This window comes from Pseudochelatococcus sp., assembly GCF_050946405.1.
Taxonomy (GTDB): Bacteria; Pseudomonadota; Alphaproteobacteria; order Rhizobiales; family Beijerinckiaceae; genus Pseudochelatococcus.
In genome coordinates this window covers 133285-149091 of the sequence record NZ_JBMNUS010000001.1, presented here as the reverse complement: position 1 = coordinate 149091, position 15807 = coordinate 133285, and the positions used below count along the sequence as shown (strand labels likewise).

The following is a 15807-nucleotide window of genomic DNA, read 5'->3' as shown; positions in this document are numbered from 1 at the left end:
GCCGGTTCCGGTGCCGGTCGTCAAGAGCATCCCTGCCTTTCGTCGAAACGCAGGAATTCTCTATCTTCTTGTTCGAGCATCATCTTTTTCCAAAAGGCGGCATCCGCTTTCCGGGATCATGCTTCCTGGAGGATTTTTGCGTCCCGTCGAAACGCAAAAATCCTCAAGGCTTTGATTTTGAGCGAGTTCTTGTCGATTAAATGATTCCATCTAACCGGAAAGCGCTCCAAAATCCCTGCGTGCTGTCCGTGGCGGCAAGGATACTTGTTTGCCCCCTCGCGAAAGGGCGACAAACAGCCGTTGTTGCGTCAGTGTTCTCTTAAAAAACCTCGATACCGCTTTCCAGAGCCTCATCGTGGCCGAGTGAACCCGCGCGGAAACGAACCTTCCCGGATCGCGGCGCATCCGACGGGCAGCGATTCGCAACGCCATGCACGCTTCAACGACACGAACAGCAGGCAAACCCGCCGCGCCGGCCTGCGGCGGGGAGGCTCCGGACCGCGATCAACGAAAAAGCGACACGCTGATGGATCACATGAAATCCGATCTGCTGGAATCATCCATTTGATAGATGCGATCAGTTCAACAGACGAGCTGGCGGCCGCCCCGACCTACATGCCGAAGAGCGAACCGGATAACCTGATTGACGGCCAAGCTTGATTCACAACCTGACACTACCGGCTTCCCATTATCGCGCCAAGCACTTTTTTGGTCGGAAAGCGTCGAACAGCCTCATCTTTCACAACAATGTGGCAACAATGACGCGCTCTGTTCCGGCGAGATCGAGGATCGCAGGGCGCGGAAGCAGGCCGTTCGCCCGTGCGATATCCGCGATCGCGGCCGCCTGTCCGCGGCCGAACTCCACGACGACCGCCCCGTCGGGACGCAGGATGCGCCGCGCATCGGCGAAGATCTGTCTGTAGGCATGCAGCCCGTCGGCGCCGCCATCAAGGGCAAGACGCGGATCGTAGTCCTTTACATCGGTATCGAGACCCTCCAGGTCAAGAGTTTCGATGTAGGGCGGGTTGGAAAGCACGAGATCGGCGCAACGGTCGGCGAGCGCCGAGGCCCACGATCCCACGATCACCGATACACGATCCCCGACGCCGTTGCGCACCGCGTTGCCGCGCGCCGCAATGGCGGCGTCGGGCGCGAGATCGACTGCGATCGCGCGTGCGTCCGCCAGTTCGTGCGCCGCCGCCACGGCGATGCAGCCCGAGCCCGTGCCGAGATCGGCAATCGTGAAGGGCGCGCCCGTCTGCGCGGATTTGTCGCGCCCCGCAACGATGCGCGCATGTTCGGCGATGGCCGCCTCGACGACATGTTCCGTCTCCGGGCGCGGCACGAGCGTGGCCGGGGAAAGATGAAACGGCAGCCCCCAGAACTCCCGCTGCCCGAGAATGCGCGCCACCGGCTCGCGGGCGAGGCGGCGGGCGGCCATCGCCGCAAGACGCGCGTGGGACGCCGCATCGAGCGGGACATCGGGCCAGGTATAAAGATCGATCGTCGACAGGCGCGCGGCCGCGGCCAGCAGCAGGCGCGCGTCGAGGGCGGCGGTGTCGATGCCCGCTGCCCGCAGATCGGCGGTCAGCCGCGTCAACGCCTCCGCGCGGGAAGGGGGGGCGCCGCTCACGTGGCTTGCGCCGCGAGCAATTCGGCCTGATGCTCGGCGATGAGCGCATCGAGCAACTGGTCGAGCGCTGTGCCCATCATCACCTCTTCCAGCTTGTAGAGGGTGAGGTTGATGCGGTGGTCGGTGACGCGCCCCTGCGGAAAGTTGTAGGTGCGGATGCGTTCCGAGCGGTCGCCCGAGCCCACCTGCAACTTGCGGTCCTGCGCGCGCGCCGCTTCCGTGCGGCTGCGTTCGGCGTCGTAGAGGCGGGCGCGCAGCATGGCCATCGCCTTGGCGCGGTTGCGGTGCTGGGAGCGCTCCTCCTGCACCATCACCACGGTGTTCGTCGGGATGTGGGTGATGCGGATGGCCGATTCGGTCTTGTTGACGTGCTGCCCGCCGGCGCCGCTGGAGCGCATGGTCTCGACGCGCAGGTCCGATTCGTCGATGGCGATGTCGACATCCTGCGCCTCCGGCAGCACCGCAACCGTCGCGGCGGAGGTATGGATGCGCCCGGACGCTTCCGTCTCGGGAACGCGCTGCACGCGGTGCGTGCCGGATTCGAACTTGAGACGCGCGAACACGCCCCGGCCCGCCACTTCCGCGATGATTTCCTTGTAGCCGCCGGCCGTGCCGGGGCTCTCGGAGAGAATCTCGACCGACCAGCCCCTTGTCGCGGCATAGCGCGTGTACATGCGCAACAGGTCGCCCGCGAACAGCGCCGCCTCGTCGCCGCCGGTGCCGGCGCGGATTTCGAGGATGGCGCTCTTCTCGTCGGCGCTGTCCCTGGGCAGCAGCATGATGGTCAGCGCCCGCGCCGCCTCCGCCAGTTGCGCGGCGGCGGCGGGGCGCTCCTCCGCCGCGAAGGCGCGCATGTCCCGGTCCGTCTGCGGATCGGCGACGAGCGCGTCGATCTCGGCGAGGTTGCTTTCCGCCGCCCGGAAGGCGCGGATCGTCTCCACGACGGGATCGAGTTCCGAGAGTTCCCGCGACAGCGCGACGAACGTATCGGAATCCGCCCCCGCCGCCAGCGTCGCCGTGAGCACGGCGTGGCGGTCGATGATGGCGGCGAGGCGCTCGGGGGGCGGGGTGATGATGTCGGTCATGGAGAGCGAAACCGGAAGGTGAGGGCGGCGGGTGGAACGTGCGGGAGGAGCCGGAAAGCGTCGCTACACCGGCACGCCCCGCGCGGCCGCGAAGCCCGCCAGCGCCTGACGCAGCGTGCCCCGGTCGCCCGCCGTGGCCAGCAGGCGCCGCATCTCCGCGGTGATGGCGCCGGCGTCGAGCGACAGCAGCATCGCCTTGACCGGGCCGATGGACGCCGGCGACATGGAGAACGAGCGATAGCCGAGCCCGATGAGCGCCATCGCCTCCAGCGGCCTGCCGCCGATCTCGCCGCAAAGCGTCACCGGCGTATCGTGCGCATCGGCGGTGTCCTGGATCGTCTTCAGGGCGCGCAGCAGCGGCGCGCTGAGCGGGTCGAAGCGCTCCGCCACCTGCCGGTTTTCCCGGTCCGCCGCGAACAGGAACTGCATCAGGTCGTTGGAGCCGACGGACAGGAAGTCGGCCACCTGCACCAGTTCCTCGATCTGGAACACGAGCGAGGGCACTTCCACCATCACGCCGATGGCGATGGAGGCGGGCTCGACATGGCCGTGCTTGCGCAGATAGGTCAGCTCGCGCGCCACGATGGCTTTCGCGCGGTTGAATTCCTCGACGGTGGCCACCATCGGGAACATCACCTTCAGCGCCCGCCCGCCGCAGGCCTTCAGCAGCGCGCGCACCTGCGCCCGCAGCAGGCCGGGCCGGTCGAGCCCGATGCGGATGGCGCGCCAGCCGAGCGCGGGATTCTCCTCCTCCACCGCCTGCATGTAGGGCAGCACCTTGTCGCCGCCGATATCGAGCGTGCGGAAGGTGACGGGCGCGCCGTTCAGCTCGTCCAGCACCTGGCGATAAAGCGCCTCCTGATCGCTGGTGGAAGGCATGCGCTCCGCGATCATGAACTGAAGCTCGGTGCGGAACAGGCCGATGCCGTCGGCGTTGGTCTCCGCCACATGCGGCAGATCGACGAGCAGGCCGGCGTTGACGTTGAGCGATATCCGCTCGCCGTCGGGCGTGACGGAGGGCAAGTCCCGCAGGCTGCGGTACTGCTCCTGCCGCCGGGCGCGCAGGCGCGCCTTCTCGGCATAGGCGGACTGGACGTCGGGCTGGGGGCGCACCTGCACGTCGCCGGCCGCGCCGTCGACGATGATGGCGTCGCCCGGCTCCAGCAGGCCGGTGATGCCGGCGATCTCGCTCACGGCGGGAATGCCCAGCGCGCGCGCCACGATGGCGATGTGGCTCGCCGGGCCGCCTTCCTCCAGCACGAGGCCGCGCAGACGCGAGCGGTCGTAATCGAGCAGCGCCGCCGGCCCCATGGAGCGGGCGACCAGAACGGCGTTTTCCGGCAGATCCTCGCGCGAGGCGCCGAAATGCTCGCCCGCCAGCGCATGCAGCAGGCGGTCGGACAATTCGTCGAGATCGTGCAGCCGGTCGCGCAGATAGGGGTCGGTCTGGCGCAGCATGCGCGCGCGCACGTCCGACTGCACCCGCTCGACGGCGGCCTCGGCGGTGAGGCCCGTCGCCACCGCCTCGCGCACGCGCCGGATCCAGCCCTGGTCGTTGGCGAACATGCGCACCGTCTCCAGCACGTCGCGATGCTCGCCGTGATGCGCCACGTCGCCGCGCTCCACCAGCCTGTCGATGGTCTCGCGCACGGTGGCGATGCCCTTGTCGATGCGCGCCTGCTCCAGCGTGGGGTCGTCCGCGAGCAGGTTCTTCACCACGACGCGGGGTTCGTGCAGCACCGCGTGGCCCAGCCCCACCCCGTCGGCCAGCGAGGTGCCGTGCAGATGCAGCGACCGGCGCACGGCGATATCGGCGCCGGGCTTCGCCAGCGCCTGCAACTCGCCGGAGGCGATCATCTCCGCGAGCACCATCGCCGTGGTTTGCAGCGCCTCGATTTCCTCTTCCGTATAATTGCGCCGCGCCCGGTTCTGCACCACGAGCACGCCCAGCGTGTTGCCCGCGCGCAGCACCGGCACGCCGAGGAAGCTGTTGTAGATCTCCTCGCCCGTCTCGGGCTTGTAGGAATAGGCCGGATGACGCTGCGCGTCCGCCAGCGCCAGCGGCTCCGCATCGCGCGCGATGGTGCCGACGATGCCTTCGCCGAGGCGCATGGTCGTCAGATGAACGGCCCCCGGATTGAGGCCCTCCGTGGCGTAAAGCTCCAGCGTGCCGTCGACCCGCAGCACGTAGACCGAGCAAACCTCCGCCACCATGTTGGAGGCGATAACCGTCACGATCCGGTCCAGCCGCTCCTGCGCGCTGACCGGTTCCACCATGACCTCGCGCAGACGACGCAACAACAATCGTGGGCTCCCCAACGCTCCCCGCATCAGCCCGTTCCCATCAGGCCGTCCGTTGCCGCCGGACGGCGCCTCTCCCGCCGGGACAGCGACTCACCGCATGATTCCCCCGACATCCCCTGTTGGGGGTATAATCGGGTCTCATGCAACTGCGCAAGCACCTGAAATGGGAAGAAGAAAGCCGGTTGCACTTGTGCAATGCAACATGCGCCTCTTTTTCAGGCGGCCTGTCCGGACGGCGCGCATGGACAAGCGACATGCGGTCAGGCAGCACATGGACGAAAACCATATGAGCATGAGCCGCATGATCGCGAGCATGCAACTTGTCGCATGTATTCATGCATGCGCAAAGACGGCGGCACGATTTGCCTGTACTTTTACCCTCAGCTCGCGGCCTTCGCTTCCGCCGCCGGCTTCTTGTCCAGGCCGTAGAGGGAATGCAGCGTGCGCACCGCGAGTTCGGTGTACTCGGCGTCGATCAGCACCGAAAACTTGATTTCGGACGTGGTGATCGCGCGGATGTTGATGCCCTTGTCCGCCAGTGCCCGGAAAGCGCGCGCGGCGACGCCGGCGTGGCTGCGCATGCCGATGCCGATGGCCGAGATCTTCACCACGTCGGTGGCGCCCTGGAGCGTCGAGAATTGAATGGTCTCGCGCAGGTCCTCGAGGATCTGGCGCGCCCGCTCGTAGCTGGAAGAGGGGACGGTGAAGGTGATGTCGGTCGTCGTCGTGTCGTCGGAGACGACCTGGATGATCATGTCGACGTTGATGTTGGCATCCGCGAGCGGGCCGAAAATGGATGCCGCGATGCCGGGATGGTCGGCGACGCGCCGCAGCGTGATCTGCGCTTCGTCGCGCGAGAAGGCGATGCCCGTCACGACCTGTTGTTCCAAGATATCCTCCTCATCGCAAATCAGCGTGCCGGGCCGCGGCGCGGCCGGGTCGTCGAAGCTGGAGCGCACGAAAGTGCGCACGTTGTGTGTCATCGCCAGTTCCACCGAGCGCACCTGAAGCACCTTCGCCCCGAGCGACGCCATTTCCAGCATCTCCTCGAAGGACACGCGGTCGAGGCGGCTTGCGTTGGGCACGACGCGCGGATCGGTGGTGTAGACGCCGTCGACATCCGTATAGATATCGCACCGGTCGGCCTTGATCGCGGCGGCGACCGCGACGGCGCTCGTGTCCGAGCCGCCGCGTCCCAGCGTCGCGATGCGCCCGGTCGCCTTGTGGATGCCCTGGAAGCCGGCGATGACCGCGACCTGCCCCTGCTTCTCGAACGCCTCGATGAGCGCCGTGCCGTCGACGCCCGTGATGCGCGCCGCGCCGTGGGCGCCGTCGGTCAGGATGGGGATCTGCCAGCCGAGCCACGAGCGCGCGTCGAGCCCCATCGATTGCAGCGTGATCGCGAGCAGTCCGGCTGTCACCTGCTCGCCCGATGCGACCACCGCGTCGTATTCGCGCGCGTCGTGCAGCGGGGAAGCCTCGCGGCACCAGGCTACCAGCTCGTTGGTCTTGCCGGACATGGCGGAAACGACGACCGCAACCTGATGGCCCGCATCGACCTCGCGTTTCACATGAAGAGCCACATTGCGGATGCGGTCGATCGTGGCGACGGACGTACCGCCGAACTTCAACACCAGACGGGCCATGATGGGATCAGGTTCGCTTTCCGTTGGCGAGCCACCGTCGCGGGCGGCGACGGCAGCCGGGATGAAACTGGCATTCAGCCGCCGATAACGGCATGAAAGGCGTGTATAAATGCCGTCGCCGCGCCCTTATGTCAATGGTCCGCGCACCAACGGTTTGCATGCCGGCCGGGCGGCGGGTAAACTGCCGGCCGACAGCGTTTTCGCGTGCGAGGCCGGGCCGGTGGACGACATCGTTTCCGCGTTTCCATCGAGATGCGGAAACGGCGCGTCTTTTTGATTTGACGCATTGTCCTCAATGCACGGCGGATGCCGCTCCGCATTGAGGACAATGCTTTTATCGCGCCGTGGCGAGCGGACGGGAGGATGGCGGTGACGGGCACCACAGGACAGGCCGGGGCGGAAGCGGCTCCGGGCGCGGCCACCGCCGGCACGGTCGATCCGGGCGAGGTGGCCCGTTTCGAGCGTCTCGCCGAAACCTGGTGGGATCCGCACGGGCCGATGCGGCCGCTGCACCGCTTCAATCCGGTGCGCGTGCGCTACATTCGCGATCTGGCGGCGAATCGCTTCGGGCGCGACATCCGCGCGGATGCGCCGCTCGCCGGATTGTCCGTGCTGGACATCGGCTGCGGCGGCGGCGTGCTGTCGGAGCCGCTGGCGCGTCTCGGCGCTTCCGTCACCGGGCTCGATCCGGCGGAGAAGAACCTCGCCGTCGCACGCGCCCACGCCGCCGGGGAGGGGCTTTCCATCGACTACCGCGCGCAGACCGTCGAAAGCGTCGCCGCGAGCGGCGAGCGCTTCGACATCGTGCTCGCGATGGAGGTGGTGGAGCATGTCGCGGATGTCGAGACCTTCGTCGCCGCCACCTGCGCCGCGGCGCGGCCGGGCGGCCTGCTCGTCATGGCGACGCTCAACCGCACCGCGAAATCCTTCGCGCTCGCCATCGTCGGCGCGGAATACGTGTTGCGGTGGCTGCCGCGCGGCACCCACGACTGGCACAAGTTCGTCACGCCCGAGGAACTTGCCGCCGCCGTTTCCCGCCAGGGGTTCGCCGTGACCGAGCGCATCGGCGTGGTCTACCGCCCGCTGACCGACGAATGGCGCACGTCGCCCGATCTGTCCGTGAACTATATGATCGCCGCCACGCGCGCCTGAGCGGATTGCCGTGCCGGCGTCTGCGTCTGCTCCCGTTCCTGCGCTTCCTCGCGCGCCTTGCGCCGCAGCGCGGCGATGGCGGCGTTGAGTTCCGCGCCGTAGATGAAGATGGCGGCCAGCATGTAGAGGAACACCAGCACGATCATGCCCGAGGCCAGCCCCGCGTAGGTCGACACGTAGTTGCGCGCGAAGCTGTCGAGATAGAGGCCGAAGGCCGTGCCGCCGACCAGCCACAGGATCAGCGTGACGACCACGCCCGGCAACACGGACAGAGTCGTGCGCCGCTCTTTCGTCAGGCGATCCTTCTTGCGGCGCGCCCGCTCGCTCGGCAGCCACAGATGCCCGACGAAAAGCGCGATGACGATGACCAGCGTCGCCACCGCGAAGCGCGTCGCGAACACGATGCCGTGCAGCGGTTGCAGCGCCGGCACGTAGTCCACCAGCGCGCGCCACAGCAGCGGCCCCAGCACGACGAGAAACGAGAACACGCTCAGCACCGCCGCGCCGCCGATCACATAGCCGAACGCTTCCAGCCGCGTCAGCCACCACGGGCGCGTTTCGGTCACCTCGTAGGCGCGGTTGAGGCCGATGCGCAGCGCCTCGACGCCGTTCGACGAGAAGTAGAGCGCCAGCAGCGCGCCCGCCGTCAGCAGGTCGCCGCGCTGGATGGTCAATACCTGATGGATTTCCCGGCCGATCGGTTCCGCCACCTCTTTCGGCCATGCTTCCAGCATCAGATCGGTGACGGAATCGGCCAGCCCCTCCGCTTCGAACGTACTGGCGACCGCCGCGACGAGGATGACGAACGGAAACAGCGACATCAGCGCCGAGAGCGCGATATGGCTCGCGATGGCCCAGCCGTCATGCGCATCGAAGCGACGGAAGGACAGCCAGATCAGCTTTGCGAGACGGGTGACGATATCCAAGCCAACCCCTTTCACTCCCGATGCCGGAACGTGTCGTGAAGCGGGCGTCGCCGCCTGTGTTCATGCATAACACATCCGGCAACGGGGCGTATGGCGGGAAACGTCAAAAAAGGAGCCGTCACCGGCTCCCCTGTTCGAGAATCATATTCCCGGCAAGCGGATGCCGCGTTCCGGGAGCGTGCCTTATTTCGCGGCTTCGGTTGCCGTCGCGGCTTCCGCCGCATCGTGGATCTTCAACGCTTCGGTGCGCGGCATGGAGATGATGTTGTAGCCTGAATCCACGTAATGAATTTCGCCCGTGACGCCGGAAGACAGGTCCGACAGCAGATAGGCCGCCGCGCCGCCGACCTCGTCGGTGGTGACGGTGCGCCGCAGGGGCGAGTTGGCTTTCTGGTAGGCGAACATCAGCCGCGCATCGGCAATGCCCGCGCCCGCCAGCGTGCGCACGGGGCCGGCCGAGATGGCGTTGACGCGGATGGAGTCGGCGCCGTAGTCGTTGGCGAGGTAGCGCACACTGGCCTCCAGCGCCGCCTTCGCCACGCCCATGACGTTGTAGTTCGGCATGACGCGGGTGGAACCGCCATAGGTCAGCGTCACGATGGAGCCGCCGTTCGGCATGATCGCCGCCGCGCGCTTCGTCACTTCGGTGAAGGAGAAGCACGAGATCAGCATCGTGCGGCCGAAATTCTCGCGTGTGGTGTCGGCGTAGAGGCCCTTCAGCTCGTTCTTGTCGGAAAAGGCGATCGCGTGCACGAGAAAGTCGATGCCGCCCCAACGCGCCTTGAGCGCGTCGAAAACGGCGTCGACGGAGGCGAGATCCTCGACGTCGCACGGCAGCAGCACGTCGGAACCGACCGATTCCGCCAGCGGCGCCACGCGCTTGCGCAACGCCTCGCCCTGATAGGTGAAGGCCAGTTCCGCGCCCTGCCGGTGCAGCGTCCGCGCGATGCCCCAGGCGATGGAATGATCGTTCGCGACGCCCATGACGAGGCCGCGCTTTCCCTGCATCAAACCTTGTGTCACCCTGTCGTCTCCCCTCAGGCTTCCAGCCGCTTGAGGACAAGGGTGGCGTTGGTGCCGCCGAAGCCGAACGAATTGGACATCACGCAATTGAGCGACACGTCGTCGATGCGCTCACGGACGATCGGCATGTCGGCGAAAGCCGGATCGAGTTCCTCGATGTTGGCGCTCTTGGCGATGAAGTTGTTGTTGAGCATCAGCAGGGAGTAGATCGCCTCCTGCACGCCGGCCGCGCCCAGCGAATGGCCGGTGAGCGACTTGGTGGCGGAAACGGGCGGGCACGCCTCGCCCGCGCCGAAAACGCGCCGGATGGCGTCGATCTCCGGCCCGTCGCCGGCGGGCGTCGAGGTGGCATGCGGATTGATGTAATCGACCGGCACCTTCACGGTCGCCAGCGCCTGCCGCATGCACCGCTCCGCGCCCTCGCCGGAGGGGGCGACCATGTCATAGCCGTCGGACGTCGCTCCGTAGCCGACGATCTCGGCATAGATCCTCGCACCGCGCGCCCGCGCGTGCTCCAGCTCCTCCAGCACCAGCACGCCCGCCCCGCCGGCGATGACGAAGCCGTCGCGGTTGAGGTCGTAGGCGCGCGAGGCGGTCGCCGGCGTGTCGTTGTACTTCGACGACATCGCGCCCATCGCGTCGAACAGCACGGAAAGCGTCCAGTGCAGCTCCTCGCAGCCGCCGGCGAACATCACGTCCTGCTTGCCGTACTGGATCATCTCGCACGCATTGCCGATGCAATGCGCGGAGGTGGAGCAGGCCGAGGAAATCGAGTAGTTGACGCCCTTGATCTTGAACCAGGTGGCAAGCGTCGCGGAAGCGGTGGAAGACATCGCCTTCGGTACCGCGAAGGGGCCGACGCGCTTGGGGCCCTTCGTGCGGGTGATGTCCGCCGCCTCGACGAGCGTGCGCGCGGAAGGACCGCCCGAGCCCATGATGATACCGGTGCGCTCGTTGCTGACGTCCGACGCTTCGAGCCCCGAATCGGCGATGGCCTGATCCATCGCGATATGGTTCCAGCCCGTGCCGCCGCCGTGGAAGCGCATGGCGCGCCGGTCGACGTGTTCCTCGGGCACGATGGTGGGCGCACCGTGCACCCGGCTGCGGAAGCCGAGATCGGCATAGTCCTGCGCGAAGACGATGCCGGAACGCGCTTCGCGCAGCGAAGCCAGTACTTCCTGCGCGTTGTTGCCGATGGATGAGACGATGCCCATCCCCGTCACCACGACACGTCTCATCGCAAACGTTCCCTCTTTCCCAATTCCGTTTAAGTCAGTCATCGGCGCGCGGCCGCGCCTGCGCAGCATATGGAGCGCGCGGGCCGCGTTGTCCAGCCGCCCTCCCGAGACGGCGGGACGATCGCCGGAGCAAGCGCCGTGTCAGGCGCCGGCCGCGTTCGCATCCGCCGTGAACAGGCCGACGCGCAAGTCCTTCGCAGTATAGATGCGCTTGCCGTCCGCCTCCAGCCAGCCGTCGGCGATGCCGAGCACCAGCTTGGAGCGGAACACGCGCTTGAGGTCGACGCCGTAGACCACGTTGCGGATGGTGGGCAGCACCTGATCGGCGAACTTGACCTCGCCCACGCCAAGCGCCCTTCCGCGCCCCGGCGCGCCGAGCCAGCCGAGGAAGAAGCCGACGAGCTGCCAGAGCGCATCGACCCCGAGGCACCCCGGCATCACCGGATCGCCCTTGAAGTGGCAGGCGAAGAACCAAAGGTCCGGCCGCACGTCGAGCTCCGCACGCACGCCGCCCTTGCCGAATTCGCCGCCGTCCTCGGTGATGGAGGTAATGCGGTCGAACATCAGCATCGGCGGCAGGGGCAACTGCGCGTTTCCGGCACCGAACAGTTCGCCTCGCCCACAGGCGAGGAGCTGTTCATAATCAAAACTCGACTGGCGCTCCATGTCCCCCGGTCGTTCCTTTCATCGTTTCGTCATCGTTCACGGCGCTAGAATGTCTATCGATTTCACGAAATCGGTAAACACCCAGCGATTCTTTCCGTCGAGCGGTTTCCGATGGGAAACCGCTTTCATGCCCTCCGGCCAAATCCTGCCCGACAGCGGGCGGGAACCTCGACGTCGCCATCGGCGCATGCGCGGAACGGGCCATCGTGTCCGGCGTTCGTTACAGGTAAAAGCCACCTTCGCAAATCGATTCCCGACCCCTGGATGCAACCCCGTCGCGCGCTTCCTAACATAACGGCTGCCGGCCCGAAAGCCGCGTCCGGGACTTTATATCGCCCTACAGGCTTGATTTCGCGGGAACACGGTCGAAGTGCCGCCCGGGAAACCGCCGGAGACGGCCGGCGCCGCACGCTTCGGGCATGGCTGTTGCGACTCAGGGCTCTTGTGGCTTCCGGCGTTTCCGGCTTTTATGGATTGCAGTATTGCCGGAGAATGATATTTCGCGATCGGCTTTTTTCGGGTTGTCGCCGCGGCGGCGTCGAAGAGGTTCAGCAAGAGGTTCAAGCGCGCCATGGCATATGAAGAAAACGGGGCGCACGGCGCCCTTCCCGACCCTGTTCGCACGTCTTTCGCGGCAGGGCTCGCCGATGTTTTCACCCACGATGCTTTCGCTCATGTCGAGACGTGGATATTCGATCTCGACAATACGCTCTATTCGCATGATGCGGGTCTCTGGCCGCAGGTCGATGCGCAGATCACCTTTTATGTCTGCGAGCTGTTCGGTCTGGACGCGCTGTCCGCGCGCGCCTTGCAGAAGTACTACTACCACCGTTACGGCACGACCCTGCGCGGCCTGATGGCGGAGCAGCACGTCGATCCGCATGCGTTTCTCGCCTTCGCGCACGACATCGACTATTCCGCCCTCGGGCGCAACGAGCGCCTGAGGCGCGCGGTGGCGGCGCTGCCGGGACGCCGGTTCGTGTTCACCAACGGCTCGCGCGCTCACGCGGGAGCCGTCATCGAGCGGCTCGGCATCGCCGATCTGTTCGAGGATCTGTTCGATATCGTCGACGCCGATTTCATCCCCAAGCCCGAAGCGGACACCTACGCGCGCTTCATCGAGCGGCACGGCGTCGATCCGGCGCGCGCCGCGATGTTCGAGGATATCGCCGCCAATCTCGCCGAGCCGCACCGGCTCGGCATGCAGACGGTGCTCGTGCTGCCTGCGACGCATGATCCGCACCGCGAGCTTCACGAGCAGAACGGCTCGACCGCGGCGCATGTCGGCCATCAGACGACCGATCTTGCCGCCTTCCTCGACCGCACGATTCCCGCCGGACGCCCGTCACCTCCCTGAGAGCCGCCGGGATGCGGGAGCCCATTGGCCCGGCCGCGTTATCGTTATCCGACTTTCACCCGCTCCATGACGTGTGGCAACGCACGGTCGCGGGGCGGAAACGGTGATAGGAAAAATCTCACGCGGCCGGAGGATTGTAAGCCGAGCCTTCCGGCGATCCCTTGTCGCCCGCATGCCAGAGGCGCGCGGGCGCCTCGCCCGGCAGCCGGCGTGAAAGGACCGTTCTTGCGGTGCCCCCTCCCTTTCATCCGGTTGCCGGGCGGCCTTTCGCGCTTGCCGACACTGCCCCCTCCGCCGGTCATGCTGCTTTCGCCGCGGTTGCGATGATGGCGATGAAAGTGTATTGGCGCACTGTCCGCCAGCCCGATTGACGGTACACTCTTCTTATGTGCGCCACCACGCCCTCCATCGTCGTTCCTCGCCCCCTTGCCGCGGACGCCTTGTCGGTGCGGTTCTGGGGAGTGCGAGGCTCCATGCCTGTCTCGGGCGCCGAATATGTGGCGTTCGGGGGCAATTCCTGTTGCGTGGAAGTGCGTTGCGGCGAGCGGCTTTTCGTCGTCGATGCGGGTTCGGGCATCCGGCCGCTCGGCGAGCATCTCGTCGGCGAGCATGTTTGCACCGCTGCCGGCGGGCAGGCGATCGACGTTCTCCTGAGCCATCTGCACCTCGACCACGTGATCGGCCTGCCGTTTTTCCGGCCCGCGCTGGTGCGCGGCAACACGATCCGCGTTCACGTCGGCATTCTCGGCGGCGCGAGCGGCGCCGAAGCCCTCGGGCGGCTTTTCTCGCCGCCGCTGTTTCCCCTGACGCTCGACGAGATGCCGGCGCGCTTCGAGCATGTCGGCTTTCGCGCCGGCGAGAGACTGGGTTTCGCCGACGGCCTGTCGGTCGCCACCTGTCCGCTGCTTCATCCCGGCGGCGCGTGCGCCTTCCGGTTCGATTTCGGCGGGCGGCGCGTCTGCTACGTCAGCGATGTGGAGCATGGGCCGGACTGGCCTCCGGCGGATCTCACCGGTTTCGTATCGAACGCCGACCTGATGATTTTCGACGCCATGTATGCGGCGGAGGAATATACGCGCTGCAAGGGCTGGGGGCATTCCACCTGCGAGGCCGGCCTTGCGCTGTGCGCCGCCGGCGGGGTGAAGGCGATGGCGGCCTTTCACCTGCATCCCTGCCACGACGACACGCGCCTGCTGGCCTATGATGCCCGCCTGCGCGCTGCGCTGCCGGGGTCTTTCGTCGCCCGCGACGGGCTCGCGGTGTCGTTTCCCGTTCTCCCGAACGCCTGACGCTTTAAATTCTATATTTTACAACAACTTACGTTCAAATCGACAGATCGCCTTGAACGCAAACTGCTCCGGAGCATCGCCCGATCAAAGGGTCGGACGATGCCCGGAAACGGCTTCCGCCTCAGCGCAGGCTGTTGACGAAGCGCTGGATGCGGTTGCCGGCCTCTTCCAGCTTGTCGTTCGACGTCGCATAGCTGACGCGGAAATTGGGGCCGGAGCCGAACGACGAACCGTGCACCGTGGCGACGCCTTCCGTGGCGAGCAGCTCAAGCACGAAATCCTCGTCCGTCTCGATCTTCTTGCCGGACGGCGCGGTCTTGCCGATCAGCGGGACGATCGACGGATAGACGTAGAACGCGCCTTCCGGCGTCGGGCAGGTGATGCCGGACGTCTGATTGAGGATCGAGACGATCAGGTCGCGCCGTCCGTGAAAAGCCTTCCTGAACACGGCCAGATGATCCTGCGGGCCGTCGAGCGCCTCGACCGCCGCCCATTGCGAGATGGAGGAGGTGCCCGACGTCTGCTGGCCCTGCACGGTATCCATCGCCTTGATCAGCGCCTCCGGCCCGCCGGCGTAGCCGATACGCCAGCCGGTCATGGCATAGGCCTTGGAAACGCCGTTGATGGTCAGCGTGCGCTCATACAGGTTGGGCTCGACCTGCGCCGGCGTGACGAACGTGAAATCGCCGTAGACCAGATGCTCGTATATGTCGTCGGTCATCACCCAGACATGGGGATGGCGCACCAGCACGTCGGTGACGGCCTTCAGTTCGTCGTGGCTGTAGGCGGCGCCGGAGGGGTTCGACGGCGAGTTCAGCAGCACCCACTTCGTCCGGGGCGTGATGGCGCGATCGAGGTCTTCCGCCTGCAACTTGAAGCCCTTGTCGATGTGGGTATCGACGATGACCGGCGTGCCGCCGCACAGCGCCACGATCTCGGGATAGCTCACCCAGTAGGGGGCCGGGATCACCACCTCGTCGCCGGGGTTCAGCGTGGCGAGGAACGCGTTGTAGATGACGTGCTTGCCGCCGGTGCCGACAATCGTCTGGGAAGGCTTGTAATCGAGTTCGTTCTCGCGCTTGAACTTGCGCGCGACGGCTTCGCGAAGCTGCGGAATGCCGGCGACGGGCGTGTACTTCGTCTCACCCCGGCGAATCGCCTCGATGGCGGCGTTCTTGATGTTGTCGGGCGTATCGAAATCCGGCTCGCCGACGGAAAGGGAAATCACGTCCCGGCCCTGGGCTTTCAGATCGCGGGCTTTCTGCGTCAGCGCGATGGTTGCGGACGGCTTGATGCGCGACAGGGCATCGGCGAGAAAGGCCATGATCGTAAGCTCCTTGGGAATCTGAAGGGATTGCCGGGGCATGTATCGGGCGCCTGCGCGCCCCGGCTTCGCGGAGCCCCGCTTTCCGAAAAGCGTGGAAAGGTAGTCCGCCTTCCGCGCGCTGACAAGCCTCAAAACGGGCCATCCGCGTTGGAAGCCGGGAA

The 15807-nt window shown here is 66.4% G+C and carries 12 protein-coding genes; 3 read left to right on the top strand and 9 right to left on the bottom strand.

The window, feature by feature from the left end:
• Positions 1–739 precede the first annotated feature (739 nt).
• From prmC to ACOYJQ_RS00655, 4 genes are all read right to left on the bottom strand, one after another.
• Positions 740–1633, bottom strand: a complete 894-nt coding sequence (prmC, locus tag ACOYJQ_RS00670; protein ID WP_433455524.1) for a peptide chain release factor N(5)-glutamine methyltransferase — start codon at positions 1631–1633, stop codon at positions 740–742.
• Entirely contained in the window at positions 1630–2718 is a 1089-nt protein-coding gene (gene prfA / locus ACOYJQ_RS00665) for a peptide chain release factor 1 (RefSeq protein WP_433455522.1), read from the bottom strand. The genes prmC and prfA overlap by 4 nt, the downstream gene beginning before the upstream one ends.
• Positions 2719–2781: 63 nt before the next feature.
• A complete protein-coding gene (ptsP, locus tag ACOYJQ_RS00660; RefSeq protein ID WP_433455521.1) occupies positions 2782–5049 on the bottom strand; it encodes a phosphoenolpyruvate--protein phosphotransferase in 2268 nt (755 codons plus the stop codon).
• 353 nt (positions 5050–5402) lie between these two features.
• Positions 5403–6668, bottom strand: a complete 1266-nt coding sequence (locus ACOYJQ_RS00655; protein ID WP_433455519.1) for an aspartate kinase — start codon at positions 6666–6668, stop codon at positions 5403–5405.
• Positions 6669–7031: 363 nt separating this feature from the next.
• On the opposite strand from ACOYJQ_RS00655, the gene ubiG reads away from it, so the two are divergent.
• Complete coding sequence (gene ubiG / locus ACOYJQ_RS00650; RefSeq protein ID WP_433455517.1) at positions 7032–7820, top strand: bifunctional 2-polyprenyl-6-hydroxyphenol methylase/3-demethylubiquinol 3-O-methyltransferase UbiG; 789 nt, start codon at positions 7032–7034, stop codon at positions 7818–7820.
• Here ubiG and ACOYJQ_RS00645 read toward each other — a convergent pair.
• The 4 genes from ACOYJQ_RS00645 to fabA all read right to left on the bottom strand — a co-directional run bounded on the left by ACOYJQ_RS00645 (position 7793) and on the right by fabA (position 11673).
• The gene (locus ACOYJQ_RS00645; protein ID WP_433455515.1) at positions 7793–8746 is read right to left on the bottom strand and encodes a YihY/virulence factor BrkB family protein; all 954 of its coding nucleotides are present in this window, start codon (positions 8744–8746) and stop codon (positions 7793–7795) included. The two genes, ubiG and ACOYJQ_RS00645, sit on opposite strands and share 28 nt — an antisense overlap.
• A 183-nt stretch (positions 8747–8929) precedes the next feature.
• The gene (gene fabI, locus ACOYJQ_RS00640) at positions 8930–9754 is read right to left on the bottom strand and encodes an enoyl-ACP reductase FabI (protein ID WP_433456387.1); all 825 of its coding nucleotides are present in this window, start codon (positions 9752–9754) and stop codon (positions 8930–8932) included.
• 29 nt (positions 9755–9783) lie between these two features.
• A complete protein-coding gene (fabB, locus tag ACOYJQ_RS00635) occupies positions 9784–11007 on the bottom strand; it encodes a beta-ketoacyl-ACP synthase I (protein WP_433455513.1) in 1224 nt (407 codons plus the stop codon).
• Positions 11008–11148: 141 nt separating this feature from the next.
• Entirely contained in the window at positions 11149–11673 is a 525-nt protein-coding gene (fabA, locus tag ACOYJQ_RS00630; protein ID WP_433455511.1) for a 3-hydroxyacyl-[acyl-carrier-protein] dehydratase FabA, read from the bottom strand.
• Between the two features lie 571 nt (positions 11674–12244).
• Here fabA and ACOYJQ_RS00625 point away from each other — a divergent pair.
• Both ACOYJQ_RS00625 and ACOYJQ_RS00620 read left to right on the top strand, forming a co-directional pair.
• Positions 12245–13030, top strand: a complete 786-nt coding sequence (locus ACOYJQ_RS00625; protein ID WP_433455509.1) for a pyrimidine 5'-nucleotidase — start codon at positions 12245–12247, stop codon at positions 13028–13030.
• Positions 13031–13503: 473 nt separating this feature from the next.
• On the top strand, positions 13504–14319 hold the full coding sequence (locus ACOYJQ_RS00620) for an MBL fold metallo-hydrolase (protein ID WP_433455507.1): 816 nt from the start codon (positions 13504–13506) through the stop codon (positions 14317–14319).
• 121 nt (positions 14320–14440) lie between these two features.
• Here ACOYJQ_RS00620 and ACOYJQ_RS00615 read toward each other — a convergent pair whose 3' ends face one another.
• On the bottom strand, positions 14441–15643 hold the full coding sequence (locus tag ACOYJQ_RS00615; RefSeq protein ID WP_433456385.1) for a pyridoxal phosphate-dependent aminotransferase: 1203 nt from the start codon (positions 15641–15643) through the stop codon (positions 14441–14443).
• Positions 15644–15807 lie beyond the last annotated feature (164 nt).

What these genes read in the sequence shown, in the direction of transcription:
- fabI (WP_433456387.1), bottom strand. Translation starts at nt 9,754, where the DNA reads ATGCAGGGAAAGCGCGGCCTCGTCATGGGCGTCGCGAACGATCATTCC.
- ACOYJQ_RS00620 (WP_433455507.1), top strand. Translation starts at nt 13,504, where the DNA reads ATGCCTGTCTCGGGCGCCGAATATGTGGCGTTCGGGGGCAATTCCTGT.
- ACOYJQ_RS00625 (WP_433455509.1), top strand. Translation starts at nt 12,245, where the DNA reads ATGGCATATGAAGAAAACGGGGCGCACGGCGCCCTTCCCGACCCTGTT.
- ACOYJQ_RS00615 (WP_433456385.1), bottom strand. Translation starts at nt 15,643, where the DNA reads ATGGCCTTTCTCGCCGATGCCCTGTCGCGCATCAAGCCGTCCGCAACC.
- ubiG (WP_433455517.1), top strand. Translation starts at nt 7,032, where the DNA reads ATGGCGGTGACGGGCACCACAGGACAGGCCGGGGCGGAAGCGGCTCCG.
- prfA (WP_433455522.1), bottom strand. Translation starts at nt 2,718, where the DNA reads ATGACCGACATCATCACCCCGCCCCCCGAGCGCCTCGCCGCCATCATC.
- ptsP (WP_433455521.1), bottom strand. Translation starts at nt 5,049, where the DNA reads ATGCGGGGAGCGTTGGGGAGCCCACGATTGTTGTTGCGTCGTCTGCGC.
- fabA (WP_433455511.1), bottom strand. Translation starts at nt 11,673, where the DNA reads ATGGAGCGCCAGTCGAGTTTTGATTATGAACAGCTCCTCGCCTGTGGG.
- ACOYJQ_RS00655 (WP_433455519.1), bottom strand. Translation starts at nt 6,668, where the DNA reads ATGGCCCGTCTGGTGTTGAAGTTCGGCGGTACGTCCGTCGCCACGATC.
- fabB (WP_433455513.1), bottom strand. Translation starts at nt 11,007, where the DNA reads ATGAGACGTGTCGTGGTGACGGGGATGGGCATCGTCTCATCCATCGGC.